This is a genomic window from Tabrizicola fusiformis (assembly GCF_013328815.1).
Classification (GTDB): Bacteria; Pseudomonadota; Alphaproteobacteria; order Rhodobacterales; family Rhodobacteraceae; genus Fuscibacter.
Genome location: NZ_JABUHN010000007.1, coordinates 177,843 through 199,494 on the forward strand (window position 1 = coordinate 177,843; position 21,652 = coordinate 199,494).

General features: G+C 64.6%; 22 protein-coding genes. 11 read left to right on the forward strand and 11 right to left on the reverse strand.

Going from position 1 to position 21,652, the window contains the following annotated elements:
• Positions 1 to 166 precede the first annotated feature (166 nt).
• From nirK to HS053_RS12990, 4 genes are all read left to right on the forward strand, one after another.
• The gene (nirK, locus tag HS053_RS12975; RefSeq protein WP_174211670.1) at positions 167 to 1,288 is read left to right on the forward strand and encodes a copper-containing nitrite reductase; all 1,122 of its coding nucleotides are present in this window, start codon (positions 167 to 169) and stop codon (positions 1,286 to 1,288) included.
• A gap of 62 nt (positions 1,289 to 1,350) precedes the next feature.
• Positions 1,351 to 2,178, forward strand: coding sequence for an SUMF1/EgtB/PvdO family nonheme iron enzyme (locus HS053_RS12980; RefSeq protein WP_174211671.1), 828 nt, complete (start codon positions 1,351 to 1,353; stop codon positions 2,176 to 2,178).
• Between the two features lie 72 nt (positions 2,179 to 2,250).
• Positions 2,251 to 2,943, forward strand: a complete 693-nt coding sequence (locus HS053_RS12985; RefSeq protein ID WP_241699851.1) for a Crp/Fnr family transcriptional regulator — start codon at positions 2,251 to 2,253, stop codon at positions 2,941 to 2,943.
• 102 nt (positions 2,944 to 3,045) lie between these two features.
• Positions 3,046 to 3,483, forward strand: a complete 438-nt coding sequence (locus HS053_RS12990; protein ID WP_174211672.1) for a pseudoazurin — start codon at positions 3,046 to 3,048, stop codon at positions 3,481 to 3,483.
• Positions 3,484 to 3,564: 81 nt separating this feature from the next.
• On the opposite strand, the gene hpaR is transcribed toward HS053_RS12990, so the two are convergent.
• The gene (gene hpaR / locus HS053_RS12995; RefSeq protein WP_241699852.1) at positions 3,565 to 4,032 is read right to left on the reverse strand and encodes a homoprotocatechuate degradation operon regulator HpaR; all 468 of its coding nucleotides are present in this window, start codon (positions 4,030 to 4,032) and stop codon (positions 3,565 to 3,567) included.
• Between the two features lie 108 nt (positions 4,033 to 4,140).
• Between hpaR and HS053_RS13000 the strand changes: the two genes are divergently transcribed.
• From HS053_RS13000 to HS053_RS13030, 7 genes are all read left to right on the forward strand, one after another.
• Positions 4,141 to 4,533, forward strand: a complete 393-nt coding sequence (locus HS053_RS13000; RefSeq protein ID WP_174211673.1) for a 5-carboxymethyl-2-hydroxymuconate isomerase — start codon at positions 4,141 to 4,143, stop codon at positions 4,531 to 4,533.
• Positions 4,530 to 6,035 (forward strand): 5-carboxymethyl-2-hydroxymuconate semialdehyde dehydrogenase, encoded by a 1,506-nt coding sequence (gene hpaE, locus HS053_RS13005; RefSeq protein ID WP_174211674.1) that lies wholly within the window; start codon positions 4,530 to 4,532, stop codon positions 6,033 to 6,035. The genes HS053_RS13000 and hpaE overlap by 4 nt, the downstream gene beginning before the upstream one ends.
• Before the next feature lie 54 nt (positions 6,036 to 6,089).
• Positions 6,090 to 6,941 carry a 3,4-dihydroxyphenylacetate 2,3-dioxygenase gene (gene hpaD / locus HS053_RS13010; protein ID WP_174211675.1) on the forward strand — a complete coding sequence of 284 codons (852 nt, stop codon included), beginning with the start codon at positions 6,090 to 6,092 and terminating at the stop codon, positions 6,939 to 6,941.
• Between the two features lie 9 nt (positions 6,942 to 6,950).
• Positions 6,951 to 7,931 (forward strand): 3,4-dihydroxyphenylacetate 2,3-dioxygenase, encoded by a 981-nt coding sequence (hpaD, locus tag HS053_RS13015; RefSeq protein WP_174211676.1) that lies wholly within the window; start codon positions 6,951 to 6,953, stop codon positions 7,929 to 7,931.
• Positions 7,932 to 8,012: 81 nt separating this feature from the next.
• A complete protein-coding gene (locus HS053_RS13020; protein WP_174211677.1) occupies positions 8,013 to 8,876 on the forward strand; it encodes a fumarylacetoacetate hydrolase family protein in 864 nt (287 codons plus the stop codon).
• Positions 8,873 to 9,670: a 2-oxo-hept-4-ene-1,7-dioate hydratase gene (hpaH, locus tag HS053_RS13025; RefSeq protein ID WP_174211678.1), complete on the forward strand. Its 798-nt coding sequence runs from the start codon at positions 8,873 to 8,875 to the stop codon at positions 9,668 to 9,670. Before HS053_RS13020 ends, hpaH begins: the two co-directional genes overlap by 4 nt.
• Positions 9,671 to 9,677: 7 nt before the next feature.
• Positions 9,678 to 10,451, forward strand: a complete 774-nt coding sequence (locus HS053_RS13030) for an HpcH/HpaI aldolase family protein (protein WP_174211679.1) — start codon at positions 9,678 to 9,680, stop codon at positions 10,449 to 10,451.
• 36 nt (positions 10,452 to 10,487) lie between these two features.
• Here the strand turns inward: HS053_RS13030 and HS053_RS13035 are convergent, their stop codons facing one another.
• The 10 genes from HS053_RS13035 to HS053_RS13080 all read right to left on the reverse strand — a co-directional run bounded on the left by HS053_RS13035 (position 10,488) and on the right by HS053_RS13080 (position 21,489).
• Entirely contained in the window at positions 10,488 to 11,933 is a 1,446-nt protein-coding gene (locus tag HS053_RS13035) for an APC family permease (RefSeq protein WP_174211680.1), read from the reverse strand.
• Positions 11,934 to 12,012: 79 nt separating this feature from the next.
• On the reverse strand, positions 12,013 to 12,528 hold the full coding sequence (locus HS053_RS13040; protein WP_174211681.1) for a flavin reductase family protein: 516 nt from the start codon (positions 12,526 to 12,528) through the stop codon (positions 12,013 to 12,015).
• Between the two features lie 4 nt (positions 12,529 to 12,532).
• A complete protein-coding gene (locus HS053_RS13045; RefSeq protein WP_174211682.1) occupies positions 12,533 to 13,873 on the reverse strand; it encodes a glutamine synthetase family protein in 1,341 nt (446 codons plus the stop codon).
• 5 nt (positions 13,874 to 13,878) lie between these two features.
• Positions 13,879 to 14,556: a TetR/AcrR family transcriptional regulator C-terminal domain-containing protein gene (locus HS053_RS13050; protein ID WP_174211683.1), complete on the reverse strand. Its 678-nt coding sequence runs from the start codon at positions 14,554 to 14,556 to the stop codon at positions 13,879 to 13,881.
• Complete coding sequence (locus tag HS053_RS13055; RefSeq protein ID WP_174211684.1) at positions 14,553 to 15,842, reverse strand: alpha/beta fold hydrolase; 1,290 nt, start codon at positions 15,840 to 15,842, stop codon at positions 14,553 to 14,555. The genes HS053_RS13050 and HS053_RS13055 overlap by 4 nt, the downstream gene beginning before the upstream one ends.
• On the reverse strand, positions 15,842 to 17,149 hold the full coding sequence (locus HS053_RS13060) for an acyl-CoA dehydrogenase family protein (RefSeq protein ID WP_174211685.1): 1,308 nt from the start codon (positions 17,147 to 17,149) through the stop codon (positions 15,842 to 15,844). The genes HS053_RS13055 and HS053_RS13060 overlap by 1 nt, the downstream gene beginning before the upstream one ends.
• A gap of 24 nt (positions 17,150 to 17,173) precedes the next feature.
• Positions 17,174 to 18,226, reverse strand: a complete 1,053-nt coding sequence (locus HS053_RS13065) for a M29 family metallopeptidase (protein WP_174211686.1) — start codon at positions 18,224 to 18,226, stop codon at positions 17,174 to 17,176.
• 191 nt (positions 18,227 to 18,417) lie between these two features.
• The gene (locus HS053_RS13070; RefSeq protein ID WP_174211687.1) at positions 18,418 to 19,557 is read right to left on the reverse strand and encodes a Gfo/Idh/MocA family protein; all 1,140 of its coding nucleotides are present in this window, start codon (positions 19,555 to 19,557) and stop codon (positions 18,418 to 18,420) included.
• A 2-nt stretch (positions 19,558 to 19,559) separates the two neighbouring features.
• Positions 19,560 to 20,612: a sugar phosphate isomerase/epimerase family protein gene (locus HS053_RS13075; RefSeq protein WP_174211688.1), complete on the reverse strand. Its 1,053-nt coding sequence runs from the start codon at positions 20,610 to 20,612 to the stop codon at positions 19,560 to 19,562.
• A 19-nt stretch (positions 20,613 to 20,631) separates the two neighbouring features.
• The gene (locus tag HS053_RS13080; protein ID WP_174211689.1) at positions 20,632 to 21,489 is read right to left on the reverse strand and encodes a sugar phosphate isomerase/epimerase family protein; all 858 of its coding nucleotides are present in this window, start codon (positions 21,487 to 21,489) and stop codon (positions 20,632 to 20,634) included.
• Between the last annotated feature and the right edge of the window lie 163 nt (positions 21,490 to 21,652).

The following is a 21,652-nucleotide window of genomic DNA, read 5'->3' on the forward strand; positions in this document are numbered from 1 at the left end:
TGTCAGACCGGGAATAGGCCGGGAAACGCTCTGCTCTTTGCGCGGGCGCAAGCAACGGCGCGATTCAGGCCGCGAAGGTTGTGCTGGCGCAACGAGAGCGGCAGCTGAAACCACTAATCCGGTGGCAGCCCGGCGGAACGCGCCGGAATGCCGAAAGGACGGAAAGATGAGCGAATTTCAGATGACCCGCCGCACAATCCTGGCAGGGGCAGCCCTTGCCGGGGCCATCGCCCAGGTGCGCAGCACCGCTGCCCAGGCGCAAGAGGTTCTGACTCCGGTTGCCAGCAGCGCCGATGGTCTGCCGCGCCGCAAGGTGCAACTGGTCGATCCGCCCTTCGTGCATGAACACGAGCAGGTCGCCACCTCGGGTCCGGCTGTGATCGAATTCGAGATGACGATCCACGAAAAGAAGATCGTCCTTGATGACGAAGGTACCGAGACCTTTGCCTTCACCTTCAACGGCACGGTGCCCGGGCCCCTGATGGTGGTGCATGAAGGCGATTACGTCGAGCTGACGATGATCAACCACCCCGACAATGAATTGCTGCACAACATCGACTTCCACAGCTCGACCGGGGCTTTGGGCGGTGGCGGGCTGACGCAGGTGAACCCGGGCGAAAAGGTGATCCTGCGCTGGAAGGCCACCAAGCAAGGTGTCTTCGTCTATCACTGCGCCCCGCCCGGCATGGTGCCGTGGCATGTCACCGCCGGGATGAACGGCGCCATCATGGTGCTGCCGCGTGACGGGCTGAAGGACCATCAGGGCAACGCGCTGTCCTATGATCGCATCTATTATGTCGGCGAGCAGGATTTCTATGTGCCCCGCGACGAAACCGGCGCCTACAAGAAATATGAAAGCGTCGGCGAAAGCTATGACGATGCAATCAAGGCGATGCGGACGCTGACGCCCACCCATATCGTCTTCAACGGCAAGGTGGGGGCGCTGACCGGCGACAATGCGATGACGGCGAAGGTCGGTGAAACCGTGCTGATCATCCACAGCCAAGCCAACCGCGACACGCGGCCCCACCTGATCGGCGGGCATGGCAACTATGTCTGGGCGACCGGCAAGTTCCGCAATCCGCCGGAACTGGATCAGGAAACCTGGTTCATCCCGGGCGGCACGGCGGGCGCGGCAATGTATACGTTCGAACAGCCGGGCATCTACGCCTATGTGAACCACAACCTGATCGAAGCATTCGAGCTTGGCGCCGCCGCCCATTTCAAGGTGGAAGGCGAGTGGAACGACGATCTGATGACGCAGGTTCTGGCGCCGACCGCGATCTGAGACGCGCTTTGCAAAAACGGGCCGCCCCTTTCGGGGGCGGTTCCTGCCCGAAAGGAACGGATATGCGCGGCCTTTCCCTGCTTGCCTGCCTTTGGCTGTGCTGCCCCGCCCTGGCGATGGCGGATCAGGCGGCGCCTGTCCTGTTGCGGCTTGACCCTGTTCCCTTCACCCACCGGCTGGATGGCGAATGGCAACGCGACGGCCACCCGGTGGACCCGCCGCTGGCCGAGGTTCAGATTGCCACCCCGGTCGAGATCATGGCACTGCCGGTCAGCGTGGGCGACTACATGGCCTGTGTGCAGGCGCGGGCCTGCGTTCTGCCCGACGGACCAACCGACCGGGCCGATTTGCCGGTGACCGGCGTCAACTGGCTGGACGCCACGGCCTATGCCGACTGGATGTCACAGCAGACCGGCGACATCTGGCGCCTGCCGAGCGATGTGGAATGGGCGCAGGGTGCCGCCGAGCTTTATCGGGACGATGCCCTGAACATCGTTGACGACCCCGGCAATCCCGCTGTGCGCTGGCTTGCCGAATATGAGGCGGCGGCCGAGCGCAGCCGCGACCGCGACCGCGAAATTCGCCCCGTGGGCAGCCTGAACGTCAGTGCCACCGGAATGCGCGACATTGGCGGCGCGGTCTGGGAATGGACATCGACCTGTTTGCGCCGCGTCGATGTGGACGGCGACGGCAAGATTCTGCGGCAGGACGAAACCTGCGGCATCTATATTGCCGAGGGCCGCCACCGTGCCGCCCTGACCCTGTTCGAGCGTAATCCCCGCACCGGGGGCTGTTCGGTCGGCACACCGCCCGACAATATGGGTTTCCGGCTGGTGCGCGAGCTGAACCCGGGGTTTCTGCACCGGATGTCGCGCTGGTTGGCCGGATGAGGCGGCCTTCCTGCTTTGCATTCCCCGCCGTTTGCGCCACCTTGCGGTGAGGCGATGATGCGGGAGCAAGGCTTGGCAATAGACCCCTTTCTGGTGCGAAACCTGCCGCTGTTCCAGCGTCTGAGCGAAGCCGAGCTGACGCGCCTGATGGCCCATGCCACCTCGCGCCGGGTGGCGCAGGGCGCCACGGTGTTCGAGCAGGGGGAAAAGGCCCATGCCTTTTATCTGCTGCTGCACGGGCGGCTGAAGGTCAGTCAGGTCACACCCGACGGGCAACAGGTCATGGTGCGGGTCGTGCATCCCGGCGACCTTTTCGGTTTTGCCCGGGCCCTGGCGCGGCCGGATTACCCGGGAACGGCGCGGGCGGCGGTGGATTGCGTGGTGATCGGCTGGCCGATGGCCGATTGGGACGCGGTGGTGGAAAGCAGCCCGCATCTGGCGATCAACGCCATGCAGACCATCGGCCAGCGTCTGGACGAGGCGCATACCCGCCTGCGCGAAATGTCCACGCAAGAGGTGGAGCGCCGGGTGGCCCATGCCGTGTTGCGTCTGGCTGCGAAGGCCGGGCGCCCCGAGGCGCAGGGCACGCGCATCGACTTTCCCATCACCCGGCAGGACATCGCCGAGATGACCGGCACCACACTGCACACCGTCTCACGGCTTTTGTCGGCATGGGAGGGGCTGGGTCTGGTCGAGGGCGGGCGGCAGAAGTTGACCATCTGCGATGCCGAAGGGCTGGCGCGGATCGCTGACCCGGAAATCTGACTTTCGCCCGCCTCTTTGCGCAGGCGCAAAGTCTTCGGGGGCTGGCGGCGCTATTCCGCTTGGCAACGGGCCATGTCGGCCCGCATCCGAAGGAGACGCAAGATGAAACTGTCGCACCTGTTCGCCGCCCCCGCCCTGATCCTTGCCCTTGCCAGTGCGGTGCAGGCCGCCGAGGTGGAAATCCACATGCTGAACAAGGGGGCCGATGGCGCGATGGTGTTCGAGCCGGCCTTCGTCAAGGTGCAGCCCGGCGATACCGTGAAATTCGTGCCCACCGACAAGAGCCACAATGTGGAATCGATCAAGGACATGCTGCCGGAAGGGGCCGAGCCCTTCAAAGGCGAGATGAACGCCGAATATGTGCTGACCGTCACCGCGCCGGGCGTCTATGGCGTGAAATGCACCCCGCATTTCGCCATGGGTATGGTCGCGCTGATCCAGGTCGGCGATGCGCCGGCCAATCTTGACGCGGCCAAGGCGGTAAAGCTGCCCAAGAAGGCGCAAGAGCGGATGAACAAGGGCTTTGATCAGGTCAACTAAGCCGCCCTGACCCGGTTCCCAGACGCCCGTCGCACCCGCGGCGGGCGCTTTGGTTTTTGCACCCGCCGGGCAAGCAGCGCTTTAACGCCCGCTGTCTCCGCCCCGCAGGTCGAGCCGTTGCAGATCTTCCAGCAGGTCCAGCAAATCCTCCAGCCGGTCATGGCCGAAACCGGCCTCGATCCGGGCAAAGATCGCGGCGCTGTCGCCGGAATGCGACGCGACGAATTGCTGCCCCTCTTCCGTGATGGCCACCACCACCTTGCGCCGGTCGCCCTTGGGGGTGGTGCGGCGGATCAACCCCTCGTCCTCCATCGGGCGGACCATCCGCGTCAGGCTGGGCAGCAGAAGGCAGGCTTCATGCGCCAGCAGGGTCAGTTCCAGCGGCCCCTGTTCCTGCAAGACCCGCAGCACCCGCCATTTCTGCTCGGAAATGCCCGATTGGGCCAGCATTTCGCGGATGGGGCCCATTACCGCTTCGCGGGCACGAAGCAGGGCAATGGGCAAAGAGCGGCGGGTGCGGCGCAGGGGGGGCGTGTCGGTCATGGCCATGGGTAACGCGGCTTGCGCGTTCTTCCAAGGGCCGGATTGGACGGGTCATCCCGAATCATTGACAGATGCGCAGATTTACTTAACAAAGCAACTATTAGGGAGGAACGGATGCCGCATATCCAGATCGACTATTCGCCCAATCTTGCGGCCCGGCTGGATATCGCCGGGCTGTGTCGGGTGCTGCGCGATGCGGCCGCCGAAACCGGCGTGCTGCCGCTGGCAGGGCTGCGGGTGCGGGCCACGGCCTGCGACCATGTGGTGATCGCCGACGGCAACCCCGACCATGCCTTTGCCGACATCTCGCTGCGGCTGCGCGCCGGGCGGCCTCAGGCGGCAAAGGAAGCGGCAACGGCCCATATCTTTGCCGCCGCCGAAGCTTATTGCGCCGGTGTTCTGGCCAGTTCCTCGTTCATGCTCTCGTTCGAGATGCGCGACATCGACCCCGCGCTGTCGCCCAAAACCTCATCAGTCCGCCGCTATCTGACCGGAGACGACCAATGACCACACTTGCCACCCATCTGGCGCGACTGGACACCCACCTTGCCCGGTTCCGCGACAGCGGCATCCTGAACCTGATCGACGGGCAGGATGTTGCCGCCGCGAATTGGTTCGAGACCCGCTCGCCGGTTGATGACAGCCTGATTGCCAAGGTGGCGCTTGGCGATGCGGCCACGATCGACGCCGCAGCCAAGGCGGCCAAAGCGGCCTTTCCGGCATGGGCGGCGATGCCCGGCGATCAGCGCAAGGCCATCCTGCACCGCATCGCCGACCTGATCGAGGCGCGGGCCGAGGAAATCGCACTTTGCGAATGCTGGGATACCGGGCAGGCGTGGCGCTTCATGTCCAAGGCGGCGCTGCGCGGGGCCGAGAACTTCCGCTTCTTCGCCGATCTGGCCCCCGGCGCGCGCGACGGGCAAAGCCTGCCGACGCCGACGCATTGGAACGTGACTTCGCGCCATCCCATCGGGCCGGTCGGGGTGATCACGCCGTGGAACACGCCTTTCATGCTGTCCACATGGAAAATCGCCCCGGCGCTGGCGGCAGGCTGCACCGTGGTTCACAAACCGGCCGAGTTCAGCCCGCTTTCCGCGCGGCTTCTGGCCGAGATCTGCCATGAGGCGGGCCTGCCGCCGGGCGTTCTGAACCTTGTGAACGGCATGGGCGAGGGCGCCGGGCGGGCGCTGACCGAACATCCCGACATCAAGGCCATCGCCTTTGTCGGCGAGACGAAGACCGGCAGCATGATCATGCGGCAAGGGTCGGAAACGCTGAAGCGGGTGCATTTCGAACTGGGCGGCAAGAACCCGGTGATCGTGTTCGAGGATGCCGATCTGGAGCGCGCGCTGGATGCCGTGATCTTCATGATCTACTCGCTCAATGGTGAGCGTTGCACCTCTTCCTCGCGGCTACTGGTGCAGGAAAGCGTGGCCGACAGGTTCCACGACATGCTGGTCAAACGGGTGAACAACATCAAGGTCGGCCACCCGCTCGACCCGGCGACCGAGGTGGGGCCGCTGATCCACAAGACCCATTTCGACAAGGTTATGGGCTATGTGGCCATCGGGCACGAAGATGGCGCGGCGCTGGCCGCCGGAGGAAGCCGCGTCGGGGATCAGGGGTGGTTCGTGCGCCCCACCCTGTTCACGGGAGCCACCCCCGCCATGCGGATCGCGCAGGAAGAGGTGTTCGGCCCCTTCCTGACCACGCTGACCTTCGCGGATGAGGAGGAGGCGCTGCGCATCGCCAATGGCGTGGCCTATGGGCTGACCGGCTATGTCTGGACCAATGACCTGACCCGGGCGCTGCGCGTCTCGGACCGGCTGGAGGCGGGGATGATCTGGGTCAACAGCGAAAACGTGCGCCACCTGCCGACACCTTTTGGCGGGGTCAAGGCCAGCGGCATCGGCCGCGACGGCGGCGACTGGTCGTTCGAATTCTACATGGAAACCAAGAACACCGCCTTCGCCCTTGGCCACCACAAGATTCAGCGGCTGGGCGCCTGACGCGCCCGGCCCTCAGCACGCAGGAAACGCGCTGAACCCCTAGGGAGGAAGACCATGGGAGAGATCGTTCTCGCCGCCAAATGCACGCATGTTCCGACGATGCTGATGTCGGAACAAGACGGCCCGGTGAAGGGCAAACGTCAGGCGGCGATTGACGGCCATGTCGAAATCGGCCGCCGCGCCAAAGAGCTGGGCGTGGATACCGTGATCATCTGCGACACCCATTGGGTGATCAACGCGGGCTTTCACATCAACGCCAACAGCCATTTCGAAGGGCTGTTCACCTCGAACGAATTTCCGCAATTCATCCAGAACATGCCCTATGCCTATGAGGGCAATCCGGCGCTTGGTGACGCCATCGCCGAGGCGGCGCGCGATCTGGGGGTCTATACGCTGGCCCATCACCTCGACAGCCTGGAAATGGAATATGGCACGCTGGTTCCGATGCGGTTCCTGAGCCGGGCGCATCAGATGAAGGTGGTGTCGGTCGCGGCATGGTGCACGGTGCATAGCCATGACGAAAGCCGGGTGATCGGTCAGGCGATCCGCCGCGCGGTCGAGGCCAGCGACTCGCGCGTGCTGCTGGTCGCCTCGGGGTCGCTGTCGCACAAGATCTGGCCGAACAAGGATTATGCCGCCAACAACGGCACCTTCACGATTTCCAGCGAGTTCAACCGCCAGATGGACCTGCATGTGCTGGAGATGTGGAAGAACGGCGATCATGCCACCTTCCTGAAGATGCTGCCGGAATATGCCCAGTTCTGCTGTGGCGAAGGCTCGATGCACGACACAGCCATGCTCTATGGCGCGCTGGGTTGGGACAGCTACACCGGCAAATGCGAAGTGGTGACCCCCTATTTCCCGTCGTCCGGCACCGGACAGACCAATGTCATCTTCCCCCTGTAAGGACGCCAGATGCCCATTCCCGCCGCCAACCTCTATCCGCCCTTCAACATCGTCCGCCTGAGCCATGTCGAGCTGGGTGTCACCGATCTGGCGTGGAGCCGCGCCTATTATGTGGACATGCTGGGCCTTCAGGTCAGCCATGAAGATGCCGGTCACATCTATCTGCGCGCTCTGGAGGAGCGGGGGCATCATTGCATGATCCTGAAAAAAGCCGAGGCGGGCCATGTCGGCGTGCTGGGCTTCAAGGTCTGGGACGAAAATGATCTGGACCGGGCCGAGGCGTGGTTCCGCGCCAAGGGCCTGCCCACCGGCTGGATCGAGCGGCCCTTCATGGGCCGGGTGCTGCGGACCCGCGATCCTTGGGGCGTGCCGCTGGAGTTCTATGCCAAGATGGACCGGCTGCCGCCGATCCATCAGCAGTATAAACTCTATCGTGGGGTCAAGCCGCTGCGCATCGACCATTTCAACCTGTTTGCAAGTGATGTGGACGCCAGCGTTGCCTTCTATGGCGAGATGGGCTTTCGCGTGACGGAATACACCGCCGATGAGGAAACCGGCCGCACCTGGGCGGCGTGGATGCATCGCAAGGGCGGTGTGCATGACGTGGCCTTTACCAACGGCACCGGCCCGCGCCTGCACCACACCGCCTTCTGGGTGCCCACGCCCCTGAATATCATCGACCTGCTCGACCTGATGTCCACCTCGGGCTATCTGCCGAACATCGAGCGCGGGCCGGGGCGGCACGGCATTTCCAACGCCTTCTTCCTTTACATCCGCGACAGGGATGGCCACCGGACCGAGATCTATTGCTCGGACTACCAGACGGTTGACCCCGATCTGGAGCCGATCCGCTGGAGCCTGAAAGACCCGCAACGCCAGACGCTCTGGGGGGCGCCCGCGCCAAGATCATGGTTCGAACTCGGCTCGGAATTTGATGGCGCCGCGCTGCGCGAGAGCGACCTGAAGGCGACGCCCATCGTGGCGCCATAAGAAGGGGGGCCGTCTGCCCCCCTCTGGCCTGCGGCCATTCACCCCCCGAGGATATTTTCGCCAAGATGAAGGACACGGCCCATGGGCTTGCCAAGGTTCGCCACCATCCGCGCCAAGGGCGCACAACATTATGGTGTGGTTGTCGAGGGCGGCATTGTCGCGCTGTCGGCCGCATTCCCCCAATGGCCGACCCTGCGCGAGGTGATCGCGGCGGATGGGCTGGACGCGCTGGCCCGGGCCGCCGAAGGGCGGGCACCGACCCATTCCAACGGCAGTTTTGACTGGGACATCCCGGTGCCGGCGCCGGAAAAGATCATCTGCGTCGGCGTGAACTTTCCCGACCGCAATGCCGAATACAAGGACGGGCAAGAGGCGCCGCCGAACATGTCGCTGTTTCCGCGCTTTGCCCGCAGCTTTACCGGCGCGGGTCAGCCGCTGATCCGGCCGCCGGAAAGCCCGCAACTGGATTACGAGGGCGAGATTGCGGTGGTGATCGGCAAGGGCGGGCGCCGCATCGCCGAAGCCGAAGCGCTGACCCATATCGCCGCCCTGACGCTGTGTAATGAGGGCACGATCCGCGACTGGGTGCGCCATGCGAAATTCAACGTCACCCAAGGCAAGAACTGGGACCGCTCCGGCGCCATCGGGCCCTGGCTCGTGCCCTTCACCGATCCGGGGCAGATCGTTGATGTGGCGCTGGAAACGCGGGTGAATGGCGAGGTCCGACAATCCGACCGCACCGGGCGGATGCTGTTTCCGGTGGCGCGGCAGATCGCCTACATCTCGACCTTCACCACGCTGGTTCCGGGGGATATCATCGTGACCGGCACCCCCACCGGCGCGGGCGCACGGTTCGATCCGCCGATCTGGCTGAAGCCCGGCGATGTCATCGAGGTAACCGCCGAAGGCATCGGCACCCTGACGAACGGAGTGGCAGACGAATGACCCACGATCAGATCGCCGCCGCCGCCCAAGCCCTGTTGCAGGCCGAACGGACCGGCCTGCAGACCGGGCTTCTCAGCCTGCAATATCCGGCGATCACGCTGGACGATGCCTATGCGGTGCAGGCGGCCCTTGTGGCGGCCAAGCGGGCGGCGGGGGCCAAGGGGATCGGCTGGAAGATCGGGCTGACCAGCCGGGCGATGCAACAGGCGCTGGACATCACGACGCCGGATTCGGGTGTGCTGCTGGACGATATGCTGTTTGCCGATGGCGCGACGGTCCCTGCGGGCCGCTTCATCCAGCCCCGGGTCGAGGCGGAGATTGCCTTTGTCATGCGCGCGCCGCTGGCGGGGGAAGGCGTGACCCGCGAGGATGTGCTGGCGGCCACCGGCGCCGTGGCGCCCAGTCTGGAAATTCTGGACACCCGCATTCTGCGGGCCGATCCGGTGACGAAAGCGGCGCGGAAGATCTTTGATACCGTCGCCGACAATGCCGCCAATGCCGGGATCGTCCTTGGCGCCCAGCGCCACGCGGTTGACGCCCATGACCTGCGCTGGGTCGGCGCCATCGTCAAGCGCGACGGGGTGGTCGAGGAAACCGGCCTTGGCGCCGGGGTGCTGGACGATCCGGTGACGGGCATCCTCTGGCTGGTGCATCGGCTTGCGCGCTATGGACTGGGGCTGGCGGCAGGGGATATCGTGCTGTCAGGCTCGTTCATCCGACCGATCGAGGCGCCGTCCGGCAGCCGCTTCCATGCCGATTTCGGCCCGTTCGGCCAGGTTCACATCAACTTCTGAGGTTCCCATGCCCGCCCCCGAAAACCGCCTGCGCGCCAGCCTTGCCAGTGGCGCCACCCTGCATGGCTGCTGGCTGGGCATGGCCGATGCCTATGTGGCCGAAATGGCGGGCACCTGCGGCTTTGACTGGCTGCTGATCGACGGCGAACATGCGCCGAACGATCTGCGCAGCCTGTCGGCCCAGCTTGCCGTGGTCGAGGCTAGTCCCTCGATCCCTGTTGTCCGGCTGCCCGATGGCAACAGCACCGCCATCAAACAAGCGTTGGATATCGGGGTGCAGAACCTGATGATCCCGATGATCGAAACCGCCGAACAGGCCCAAGCGGCGGTGCGCGCCACGCGCTATCCGCCGCAGGGGTTTCGCGGGGTCGGCTCCAGCCTTGCCCGCGCCTCGCGCTTTTCGGAGATCGGGGATTACCTGACCACGGCGAACGACCAGATTTTCCTGATCCTTCAGGTGGAAAGCCGGGCGGCGCTGGTCAATCTGGATGCCATTCTGGCGGTGGACGGGGTGGATGCGGTGTTCATCGGCCCCTCTGATCTGGCTGCCGATATGGGCCATCTGGGGCAGGCCGGCCATCCGGCGGTGAAGGCCGCGGTCATGGAGACGCTGCGGCGCATCCGGGCTGCCGGCAAGGTGGCAGGCGCGCTGACCACCGATCCGGCCTATATCGACGACTGCCGCGCTGCCGGGGCGAATTTCCTCGGAGTGGGGATCGACGTGCTGCTGTATGTGCAGGCGATGCGGGCGCTGGCGGCGCGGGTGCGCGGCCAGTCCTGACAAAGGGCGGGGCCGCGCGGCCCCGCCCCCCGAGGTTCAGGCGCGGTTGGCGCCCATCCTTGCATGGGCTGCCGGATCGCGCGCCTTCAGCCGCGCCGCCGACAGCCAGCCGATCAGCCCGGCCACCGGGATGCTCAGGGGCAGAAGCAGGCCCAGAATGCCGCCCGTCGTGCCGGTCAGATCGCCGAAGTTTAGGAAGATGAACACGAACAGGGCCGCCATGATCAGCCCCGACACCACCGGCAGAACCAGCGTCGTCAGGGGCGAACCGCCACCATTGCGCTGAAAGAACACCGTCACCGCCAGCGAGGTGATGGTCATCATCCCCAAGACGCCCAAGGTGCCGACCTGGCTGATCCAGGTGAACATGTGCAGCACCGGGTCCAGCCCCAGCCCGGCAAAGATCGCCAGCACGACAAGCGCACCCAGCGTCTGCACCACCGAGCCGATATGCGGGCTTTGGTGGCGATCATGGGTCTGACCAAAGGCGGCGGGCAGGATGCCCTCGCGCCCGGCGACATAGCTGTAACGGGCGATATAGTTGTGGAAGGCCGACAGCGCGGCAAACAGGCTGGAGACCAGCAGCAGCCCCATGATCGCCGGAACCGGCCCACCGACATATTGCCCGGCCAGATCGAAGAAGAAGCTGGTCGGATCGGCCAGCCCGCCAATGGTCGGTTGCAGCTTGTCCGCACCCACACCGGCAATCATCAGCCAGGTGGTGAAGACAAAGAAGACGCCGATCATCAGCACGGAAAGATAGGTCGCCCGGGGGATGGTCTTTTCCGGGTCGCGCGCCTCTTCGGCATAAATCGTGGTGGCCTCGAACCCGATGAACGAGCCAAGGCAGAACAGCACCGCCGCCGTCAGAGAGCCCGAGAAGATCGCCGTCGGGTCAAAGAGATTGACCGACAACCCGCTGCCCTCGGCCCCGCCCGCACCAAGGATGGCGAAATCGACGATCAGCACGATGATGTATTCCAGCGCCACCAGCACGACCAGAACCTTGGCCGAAAGGTCCACCTGCCGGTAGCCGAGCAGGCCCACCAGCGCGATGGCAATCAGGCTCCACACCCACCAGTCCAGCACAATCCCGAACCCGGCGAACACGCCCGAGGCGATGCCGCCCAGAAGGCCGATCAGGCCGAACTGCATGGCGTTATAGGCGACCAGCGCCATGAAGGCGGTCGCCCCGCCCCAATTGCCGCCCAGACCCCGCGCCGCATAGGCATAGAAGGCCCCGGCATTGGTCACATGCCGCGACATGGCGACATAGCCGGCCGAAAAGGCCAGCATGATCAGCGTCATGGCAAGGAAGGTGGCCGGCACCCCCGTTCCGTTGCCGATCAGAAAGGCGATCGGCACCGCGCCGGCCACCCCGGTCAGCGGGGCTGCCGCCGAGATGACCATGAAGGTCACGGCAATCAGCCCCAGCGAGTTTCGGCGCAACTGATTGGTGCCGAGTGATGAGTTTTCCGTCATTGTCCACTCCTTGCTGGTTTTATGGGCCCGGTCTTGCTGCCGGTTTCCCTTTCCCTTTGCCGCGCGATGCGGCCTCGTCTCAGTCTCCTTGCGGCAGATGCACCGCACGGCGATAGGCCCGCTGCCCGTAAAGCAGGGCGGCAGGGCTGTCCGACAGCCGGACGCTATGGACCCGTCCGACCAGAATGTGATGCGTCTCCCACAGCAGGGCGGTGGCCAGACGGCATTCGAAACTGGCGGTCGCCCCGGCCAAGATCGGCTGGCCCAGCGGGCCAGGCTGCCAGTCGGTGCGCCCGAACCGGGCGGAATGCTCCCCCGCGCCCGCACGTCCGGCAAACAGGTCGGCGATGTCCTGTTGGCCTTCATGCAGAAGATTGGCGCAGAAGGCGCGGTTTTTCAGGATCGCACTGGCCGCAAGCGACAGGTGATGCACACAAGCCAGCAGCGAAGGCTGGTCCCCATCCGCCGAAACCGAGGTCAGCGAGGAAATCGTAACGCCAAAGCGTCCGCCCTCGCCATCGGTGGTGGCGACGGCAACGAATGTTGCCGCCCGGCTCATCCCTTCCAGAAATCTGGCGCGCAGGTCGCTGTCCATGGCCCTATCCCAGATCGAAGAAACGTTGCAGTTCCACATCGGGAACCTTGCGGCGGAACTCGTCATGCTGGCTTTGGCGTGTTGCGGTGAAGCTATCGACAAAGCGCGCGCCAAGCCAGTCTTTCGCAAAAGCCGAGCCTTGCAGCCGTTCAATCGCTTCGGGCATCGAGCGGGCAAAGTCGCGCGGCGGCGTCTGGGCATAGCCGGAACCCAGCGTTTCGGGGTCAGGCTCGATCTGCTCCAGAATGCCGGCGACACCGGCGGCCATGGTGGCGGCGGCGGTCAGGTAGGGGTTGGTGTCGGCGCCGGGAAGCCGGTTCTCCACCCGCAGCGAACCAGCGTCATGGCCGACAAGCCGGAAGCAGGTGGTGCGGTTCTCATATCCCCATGTCAGGCCGGGCGGAGCGAAAGTGCCCGGCGCAAAGCGGCGATAGGAATTGACCGTCGGCTGAAAGATCAGCGTCATATCCCCAATATAGGTCTGCAGCCCGCCGAGGAAGTGGCGGAAGGTCTGGCTGACGCCGTTCTTCTGTGCCGGATCATGGAACACCGGCTTGCCTGCCTTGTCCTTCAGGCTGACGTGCAGGTGGATCGACTGGCTGTCGGCCGCCTCGTTCCAGCGCGGCATGAAGGTCACGCTGCGCCCCTGCCGCAGGGCCAGCGCCCGCAGGAAATTCTTCAGCAACACCAGTTGATCGGCCGGTTCCAGCCCCTCGCCCGCAGCGATGCAGCATTCCATGAAACCGGCGCCGATTTCCTCGTGCATCTTGGCGAGGTTGATCTTCAACGGCTCGCAGATGGCCGCAAGCGCCTCATACCATTCGGTCTGAAGTGCCTGATAGATGATCAGGTCATGGCTGGCATGGGTGGTCGCGGTTTTCAAGTTGCGATAGCCCTTTTCCCGCGCGCTTTCAGGGGTTTCGTCGAACAGGGTATATTCCAGTTCCATGCCGTATTTCGGCACGAACCCCGCCGCCTCGGCCCGCGCCAGCACCGATTTCAGGATCGAGCGCGGGCAGATTTCGGCCGAAGCGCCGGTGAAATTCGACAGCACCAGCAGATCATGCCCCGGCTTGGCCCAAGGCAGGCGGCGGGTGCTGGAAGGGTCCAGCACCAGCGGGTCGTCGTGAAAATCGCCAGTGTCGTCATTCACCCCCGGCATGTTCAGATGCACGTCCGTCGGGTCCAGCGCCAGTTGCGCCGGGGCCATGCCCATGCCGTTGCGCGCAATGCCCTTGAGGCTGCCGGTGGACACCATCTGCCCGCGCAGAAGGCCGTTGGTGTCTGTCATGGCCACGGTGGCAAAGCGGCTGGCGGGGTCGGCGATATAATCGTCAAGTTTCATGGATCTCACCTGTTGGAAGGGGCGCCGTTCAGCAGCGCCTCCAGTGTCGCCAGATCGGCTTCGGGTCGGGTGGAATAGGCGCGCAGGAACACCCGCAGGCCATTGTGGATATAGCGCGCCAGCGTGGCGCGGTCGGGCAGCGCGGCAGGCATATACAGCGCCTGCGTCCGCGGCGCCGACAGGATCAGACCCCAAAGGTCTTGCGCGGCGAGTTCGGCATCCTCGAACCGCAGCGCGCCTTCATCCCGCCGGTCGGTCAGATAGCCCATGATCCCGCGCAACAGGTGATCCGGCCCCGAAGCCTGATAGGCCGGCCCCAGATCGGGAAAGCGCTGCACCTCGCCGATGATCAGCCGCGCCAGAGACAGCATGTCGGGCCGCATCACCGTCGCGGCATAATCCCACGAAAAGTCGAGCAGTTCCCGCACCATCGCCCCGGGCTTGGGATTAGCAAAGACCTCCAGCATGGCATCGCGCTTGCCCAGCATCATCGCCTGAAACAGGGTCTCTTTCGACGGGAAATACTGGTAGAGGGTCGGCTTGGTCAGACCCGCCTCGGCGGCCACCGCATCCATCGTTGTGCCGGAATAGCCGGTGGCGGCAAACACCGTCAGCGCAGCATCCAGAATGCGCTGGGTGCGCTCGGCCCGGTTCTGCGCGCGGCGCGACAGGGCAGCCGTCACGGCAATCTGCCCAGAAAGTCGAGCAGCGCCCGGTTATAGGCCGCAGGTTGCTCGACGTTGCAGACATGGCCGGCGTCGGCGATCACCTCGAACCGGACATCCGGCAGCGGCGCCTGATCCCAGATACGACCCGCCACGCCGCGGATTTCCGCCGGGGGGGCCAGCCGGTCATGCTCGCCCGTCATCATCAGGACGGGCATGGTCAGCCGGGCAAAGTCGAACCGTTCCAGCGGGTTGGTGAAACAGCGCAGCGCGTCGCGGTAGGTTTCGGCCGGAATCGCCGCCATTGAGGCCAGCAGTTGCTGCCGCACCGCGTCAGAGGCACCCGGCCCGGCCAGCACCTTGACCACAGCGGGCGCAAAATCGGCGGGCACCTGCCCTGCGTCCAGCGGCACTTCGCGGCTGATGCGGAAGGCTTCGCGTTCGTCGGGGCCCGCTTCGGACATGCCGGTGCAACCGCCCGACAGGACCAGCCCGTCCAGCATCTGCGGATGGCGCATGGCGAAAGAGGTGGCGATCCACGACCCATAGGAAAGACCGACCAGAACCAGCCGCTCGGCCCCCGTGTCCTGCATCACCCGCAGGATGTCGTCACAGTAATCGTCCACCGTGGACTGCCTTGCGCCCAAAGTGCTGTCACCATAGCCGCGCAGGTCAAGGGCCGCGGCAGGCATCACGCCGCTTGCCGCGGCAAGTTGCAGCGCCCAGTTGTGGCGGCTGCCGCCGATGCCATGCAGAAACAGGCAGAGCCTGCGCCCCGGCCCGCCCGCCACCGTCAGCCCAAGCCGCGGCAGATCGTCGATGCCGCGCTCTTGCACCGGGGGCAGCGGGGTGACCTTGAGCGGCGTGGGCGGCGCGGCGTAGGTCAGCGCCAGACCTTCAAGCGCGGTAATCCCGGCTTCAAAAACTGCGCGCGTGCCGTCGCAGATCGCCGCAAGCCGGGCGGCGGGGGCACGGACCACGGCGGACCAGACGACCACCGCCCCGCCGCCTTCGGCCGCGCTGACGGTCAGCCGCGCATCATAGGCTTCACAGCCGGCAATCCCCGCAAGATGGCGATAGCCAAGGCTGCGGTCGCTGTCGCTGAACCACGTCAGTTGCTCGCGGTAGAGCGTTTCTTCCCCCTTAACCGTGAAGGCCCGGATCAGGGCGCCCTGCGCCCCCCGCTCTTCGGTGATCGTCGCCATCCACGGATGCCAAAGACCGCAAAAGTCGCGCAGCACGGCCCAGACCGCGCCGGGCGCCGCGGCGACCGTGCCGCGCACCTGAACCTGATCGCGCGGCATCAGCGCAGCATCCGCAGGGTGCCGCTGTCGCCCCGCCAGAGCGAGTTGCGCGCGCCGCCCTCATCACCCGGGGCGCTGTCGATCTCGTCCATCTCATACAGCGCCAGAACCCCGAGATAGTCTTCCATGATTTCAGAGGTATAGGGCAACATCAGCGCACCGCAGCGGCTGTCACGATACATCCGTTCCAGCGGCAGCGACTTCAGCATCGACTGGCCGCCACAGGTGCGGATCGCCAGCGCGGCAATCTCTTGCACGCCTTCCATGACGTTGTACTGCGCGGCATACATCCGCATCACCTCGCCCTTGGTCGGAAATCCCTTTGCCTCGCAGAACGCCTGCCACCAGAGGGCGCGCATATTGGCCAGACGGGCATAGATCTTGCCCACGGTGATCCGCTTGGTCGCATACATCCGCCGGTCGATCGGCGGCTGCCCGGGGGTCTTGCCTTTCAGGTAGTCCACCATGAAGTCATAGGCGCCCTGCGCCACGCCCATATAGGTGGGCGACAGGGTGGCCATCATATGTGGGAAGTTCGGCAGCGTCTTGCCGAAGATGCCCGGCGGCATCAGCATGTCTTCGGCGCTGACGAACACATCCTTCAGGATCAGATCGCGCGAGTTGGTGCCGCGCATCCCCAGCGGGTCCCAGTCGCCCCGCACCGTCAGGCCCGGCGCATCCTTGTGGACGACGAACAGCACGGTGTCTTCGTGCCGGGGTTCGATGCCCTCGAAAACCTCGGTGCAGACGATGGTGTAATAGTCGCAATAGCCCGCCAGCGAGGCGAATTTCTTGAAGCCGTTGATCTTCCAGCCGCCTTCGACCTTGCGACACTGGGTCTGGTTCGGTTTTGAGGTCCAGTTCTGCCCGCCCTCGGAAATCGGTTGCGAAAAGATCGCCTGTTCCGCAATCGCCCGGCGGAACTGCCGTTCGCGCAGCGGGGCGAAGGCGGCCTTCTCTTCCGGCGTCAGGTTCGGCATTTCGAACATGAAGCGCGACCATGCCATGGATGAATTGTGCATGTTGAAGGTCAGCGCGGTCGCGCCGCAGAACTTGCCGATCTCGGCGCCCACCATGGCATATTCGCCCATGGTAAAGCCCCAGCCGCCGAATTCCTGCGGAATGCACAGGCCCAGAAAGCCTTCATCCGCCAGATCGCGGTAATTCTCCACCGGGAAAGAGGCGTCATCATCCACCGCCTTGGCCCGCTCGGCAAAGCGGGGGCCAAGGTCGTTCACCCGGCGCAGGACGGCCTGCACTTCGGGGCGGATGCGGGACAGGTCATAGTAATCGGCGATATCGCTCATGGTCGGTCTCTTTCGGGAAAGGGGTCAGAGGGCCAGATCGCCCTGAAGCACGCCGTTCTGCACAACGGTGCGGCCATCCAGCGCGATGGTGCAGTTGCGCATCGGCAGGTCGAAATGGCCCAGCGTATAGCGTCCGGCATATTGGTTGGCGCCGGTGGACCACAGGAAACTGCCCGCCAGCGCGCGGAACTCGACCGCCTGCATATCGCGCTTGTCATACATCGCGGCCGAAACCCAGCGCGCGCCGGGATGCATCCCCCAGCCGACATGGCTCATGCCATAGGCGTTGCGGTCGTCCCAGGCTTCCATGTATTCGCGGAAATGCAGCGCATCGATGCCGTCGCCCTTGATGGCGGTGACGAAGTCGTTCTCGATGGTAAAGTCGATCTGGCTGGTCAGATAGGTCTTGAACGTCAGGTTCATGTCGCCCACGCCCATCACGATCCGCCCGTTCACCGCATTCTTGCCCGGGAAGGCAAGGCAGAGGCCGCCGGGCCAATGCGCCACCGCCCCCGGTGTGGTGCCAAACCCCGCCGTGCCGCCGCAGGGCGCGCCGCGCAGGTCCACGGTCAGGTCGGTGCCAAGGGCCGAAGTCACCCGCATTTCCGACGCTTCGCGCAGCATCTGGATGCCAAGCTGCACCTTGGGGCCATGTTCGGCCTTGGGTTCGGTCCGCTCCAGAATCTCGGGGTGTTCGTTGGTGATGACCAAGAGGCGGGTGTTGCCGGCGTCTTCGATCTCGGGCCATTCGGGGGCGTGGATCAGCCCCTCGACCGTGCAATCCACGATCACCTCGACCCGTTTCAGCGCCTCGATCACCGCGCGGTTGCCCTGCAAGGCCCAGCTTGTGCCGGTGGATTTCACCGGAACCGGCGCGCTTTGCGGTGGGGTCGGCATCTGGATCATGCAGAACTCGGCGCCCAGATCATAGGCCGCCAATTCGCAAAGCTGCACCAACACCGGGCGCGACTGCGTTTCGTGCAGGATCGCAATGGGCGTGCCCTTGCCGATCCCGTTGAGTGCCAGAACCCGGCGGAAAGCGGCAAGCCACTTTCCCTCGATGCGCTCTTGAAGCATCGCTCTCCCTATCCCTGTTGCGATTCGCCTTGTGACGAATTTCTTTACTCTTGGGTTAAGGTTTGTCGATGAAGAGGGTTCTGTCAAATATATTTTAAGGTTGAAATTATCACCCGACATCAAGGGCTTGGGTGACAGACATGGAAAGGCCCGCCACAGGGGCGGGCCTCAACAACCGAAAAACGGTGCCGTTACAGCGCGACCCAGGCGGCATCCTGCCGGGACGACCGCACGCAGGCATCGACAAAACGCATCCCCTGCAAGCCCGCCTCAAGCCCCGGCAACACGTCCAGCGCCGCCGAACGGCCCCCGGCCTGCGCGGCGCGGATCGCCTCGGCGGCACCGGCATAGATGTTGGCAAAGCCTTCGAGATAGCCTTCGGGATGGCCGCCGGGGGTGCGGCTGACCGCAGCCGCCGCCGGATTGGCACCCGATCCGCCCCGGGTCAGCAGGCGCTTCGGCTGACCGAAGGGGGTGAACCACAGGTAATTCGGGTCTTCCTGCGCCCATTCCAGACCGCCCTTTTCACCGTAAACCCGCAGGCGCAGCGCGTTTTCATTGCCGGGGGCCACCTGACTGCACCACAGCATCCCCCGCGCCCCACCTTCGAACCGCAGCAACACATGGCCATTATCATCCACCCGGCGCCCGGGAACAAAGCTTTGCAGATCGGCGGCCAGTTTCTCGACCTTCAACCCGGTCACGAAACAGGCAAGGTTATGGGCATGGGTGCCGATGTCGCCGGTAGAGCCGCCCGCGCCGCTGCGCTCGGGGTCGGTGCGCCATTCCGCCTGCTTGCTGCCCGAAGCCTCGCTCGCCTCGGTCAGCCAATCCTGCGGATATTCCACCTGAACCACACGGATCGTGCCCAGTTGCCCCGAGGCAACCATGTCACGCGCCTGCCGGATCATCGGATAGCCGGTGTAATTATGCGTCAGGATGAACAGCGCCTTTGACGCGCCAATCGCCTCGGCCAAATCGGCGGCCTGATCCAGCGTGGCCGTCAGCGGCTTGTCACAGATCACATGGATGCCACGGGCAAGGAACGCCTTGGCAGCAGCAGCGTGAACATGGTTCGGCGTCACGATGGCGACCGCTTCGATCCCGTCGGGACGGGCGGCTTCGGCGGCAGCCATTTCGTCAAAGCTGCCATAGCAGCGGTCCGCCGCCAGCCCCAGCGCAAGGCCGCTGTCGCGCGACTTCTCGGCGGTCGAAGAGAGCGCCCCCGCCACCAGATCGAATTGCCCGTCGATGCGGGCAGCAATGCGGTGAACCGCGCCGATGAAGGCATCCTTGCCGCCGCCGACCATTCCCAGTCTGATCTTGGCCATGATTACAACCCCAGCAGGCGGCGGTTGGCCGCATCATCGCTGCCGCCATCGGCAAAATCGTCGAACGCTTTCTCGGTCACGCGGATGATGTGGTTGCGGACAAACTCCGCCCCCTCACGCGCGCCATCCTCGGGGTGTTTCAGGCAGCATTCCCACTCGACCACCGCCCAGCCGTCAAAATCATTTGCCGTCAGCTTGGAGAAGATCGCACCGAAATCAACCTGCCCGTCACCCAGACTGCGGAAGCGGCCCGCGCGGTTCACCCAAGACTGGAAGCCGCCATAGACACCCTTGCGCCCGGTCGGATTGAACTCGGCATCCTTGACGTGGAACATGCGGATGCGGTCCTTGTAGATGTCAAGATTATCAATGTAGTCAAGGCATTGCAGGACGTAGTGGCTGGGATCATACAACATGCAGGCCCGCGCATGGCCGCCCACGCGGTCAAGGAACATCTCATAGCTGTCGCCGTCATGCAGATCCTCGCCGGGGTGGATCTCATAGCAGACATCCACACCACAGTCTTCGGCATGGTCCAGAAGCGGGCGCCAGCGGCGGGCCAACTCGTCAAAGGCCAGCTCGACCAGCCCCGCCGGGCGCTGCGGCCATGGGTAGACAAAGGGCCAGGCCAGAGCGCCCGAAAAACTGGCCATCGCCGTCAACCCCATATGGCGCGAGGCGGACAGTGCCTGCTTCACCTGCTCCACCGCCCATTCCTGCCGCGCCTTGGGGTTGCCGCGCACGGAAGGCGCCGCGAAACCGTCGAACGCCTCATCATAGGCGGGATGCACGGCGACAAGCTGCCCCTGAAGATGGGTTGAAAGCTCGGTCACGGTGATGCCATTGGCGGCGGCAATACCCTTGAACTCGTCGCAGTAATCCTTGCTGGTGGCGGCCTTGGCGAGGTCGATCAGCCGGCCATCCCAGCTTGGCACCTGCACCCCGGCATAGCCGCAATCGGCAGCCCATTTGGTGATACTGTCCCATGAGTTGAACGGCGCGGCATCCCCCGCGAATTGCGCAAGGAACAGCGCGGGCCCTTTCATCGTCTTCATTTCTGTCTCCTCCTGTCGGTCAAGTCAGGCCAGCCGCCGCCATCTGCGCGCGGATATGGGCATAGCCCTCACGGTATACAGCTTGCGGGCTTTCGGCAAAGTCGCGCCAGACTTTTGTTGCCGCCGCCAGATCGGGCAGGCCCCGGCCGAACGCCTCGATCGTCAGCCAGTCGTCATAGCCGATGGATTTGATCGCGGCAAAAGTCTCGGCCCAGGGGATATTGCCGCGCCCCGGCACGCCCCGGTCATTCTCGGAAATGTGGATATGCACCACATCGGCCTTGTGCGCGGTCAGCGCGGCGATGGGGTCGGTCTCCTCGATGTTGCAATGGAACGTGTCATACATCGCGCGGATGTTCGGGTGGTCGATCCGGGCAAGCAAAGCCGAAAGATCGGCCATGGTATTGACCAAATAGCATTCGAAACGGTTCAGCGCCTCAAGCCCGACAGTCACGCCCAAAGTGGCGGCATGGGCGCCGATGGCCTGTTGGCTGTCAATGGCGCGGGCGATTTCATCGGCGGTCGGCCCCTGCCCGGAAAACTGGCCCAACACCGAATGCAGCGGCCCCGAAACCCGGTCCGCCCCCAGTTCCGCCGTGCAATCCAGCACCCAGCGCATCCGGTCGATGCCCGCCTGCCGCACTGCCCGGTCAGGCGAGATCAGGTCCAGCGCCGGGTCACCGATGGCCGAAACCGCTGTGCGTTGCAGGTCCAGCCCGTCAAGCAGGGTGCCAAGCCGCGCATAATCTGCCGGAGCGCCCTCAAACACCGGGATTTCCACCCCGTCAAAGCCCGTTGCCCGGATATCGGCCATCAGCGCCTCATGCCCGGCATCGACCTTGGTCGTCCAGAGAAACATGCACATTCCAAGCTTCATGCGGCGCCCTCCCCTGCGTTATCTGGTCTTACCAAAAGAGACGCCGGGCGACTAGCCCCTGACAACGCTCGGCGCCGGTTTTTCTTGTTTATGGGGCTTTACGCAAATATTCCCGCCCCACCCCCTTGCGTCGGGCTTGACCCTCTGCGGAAATCCTCACAAT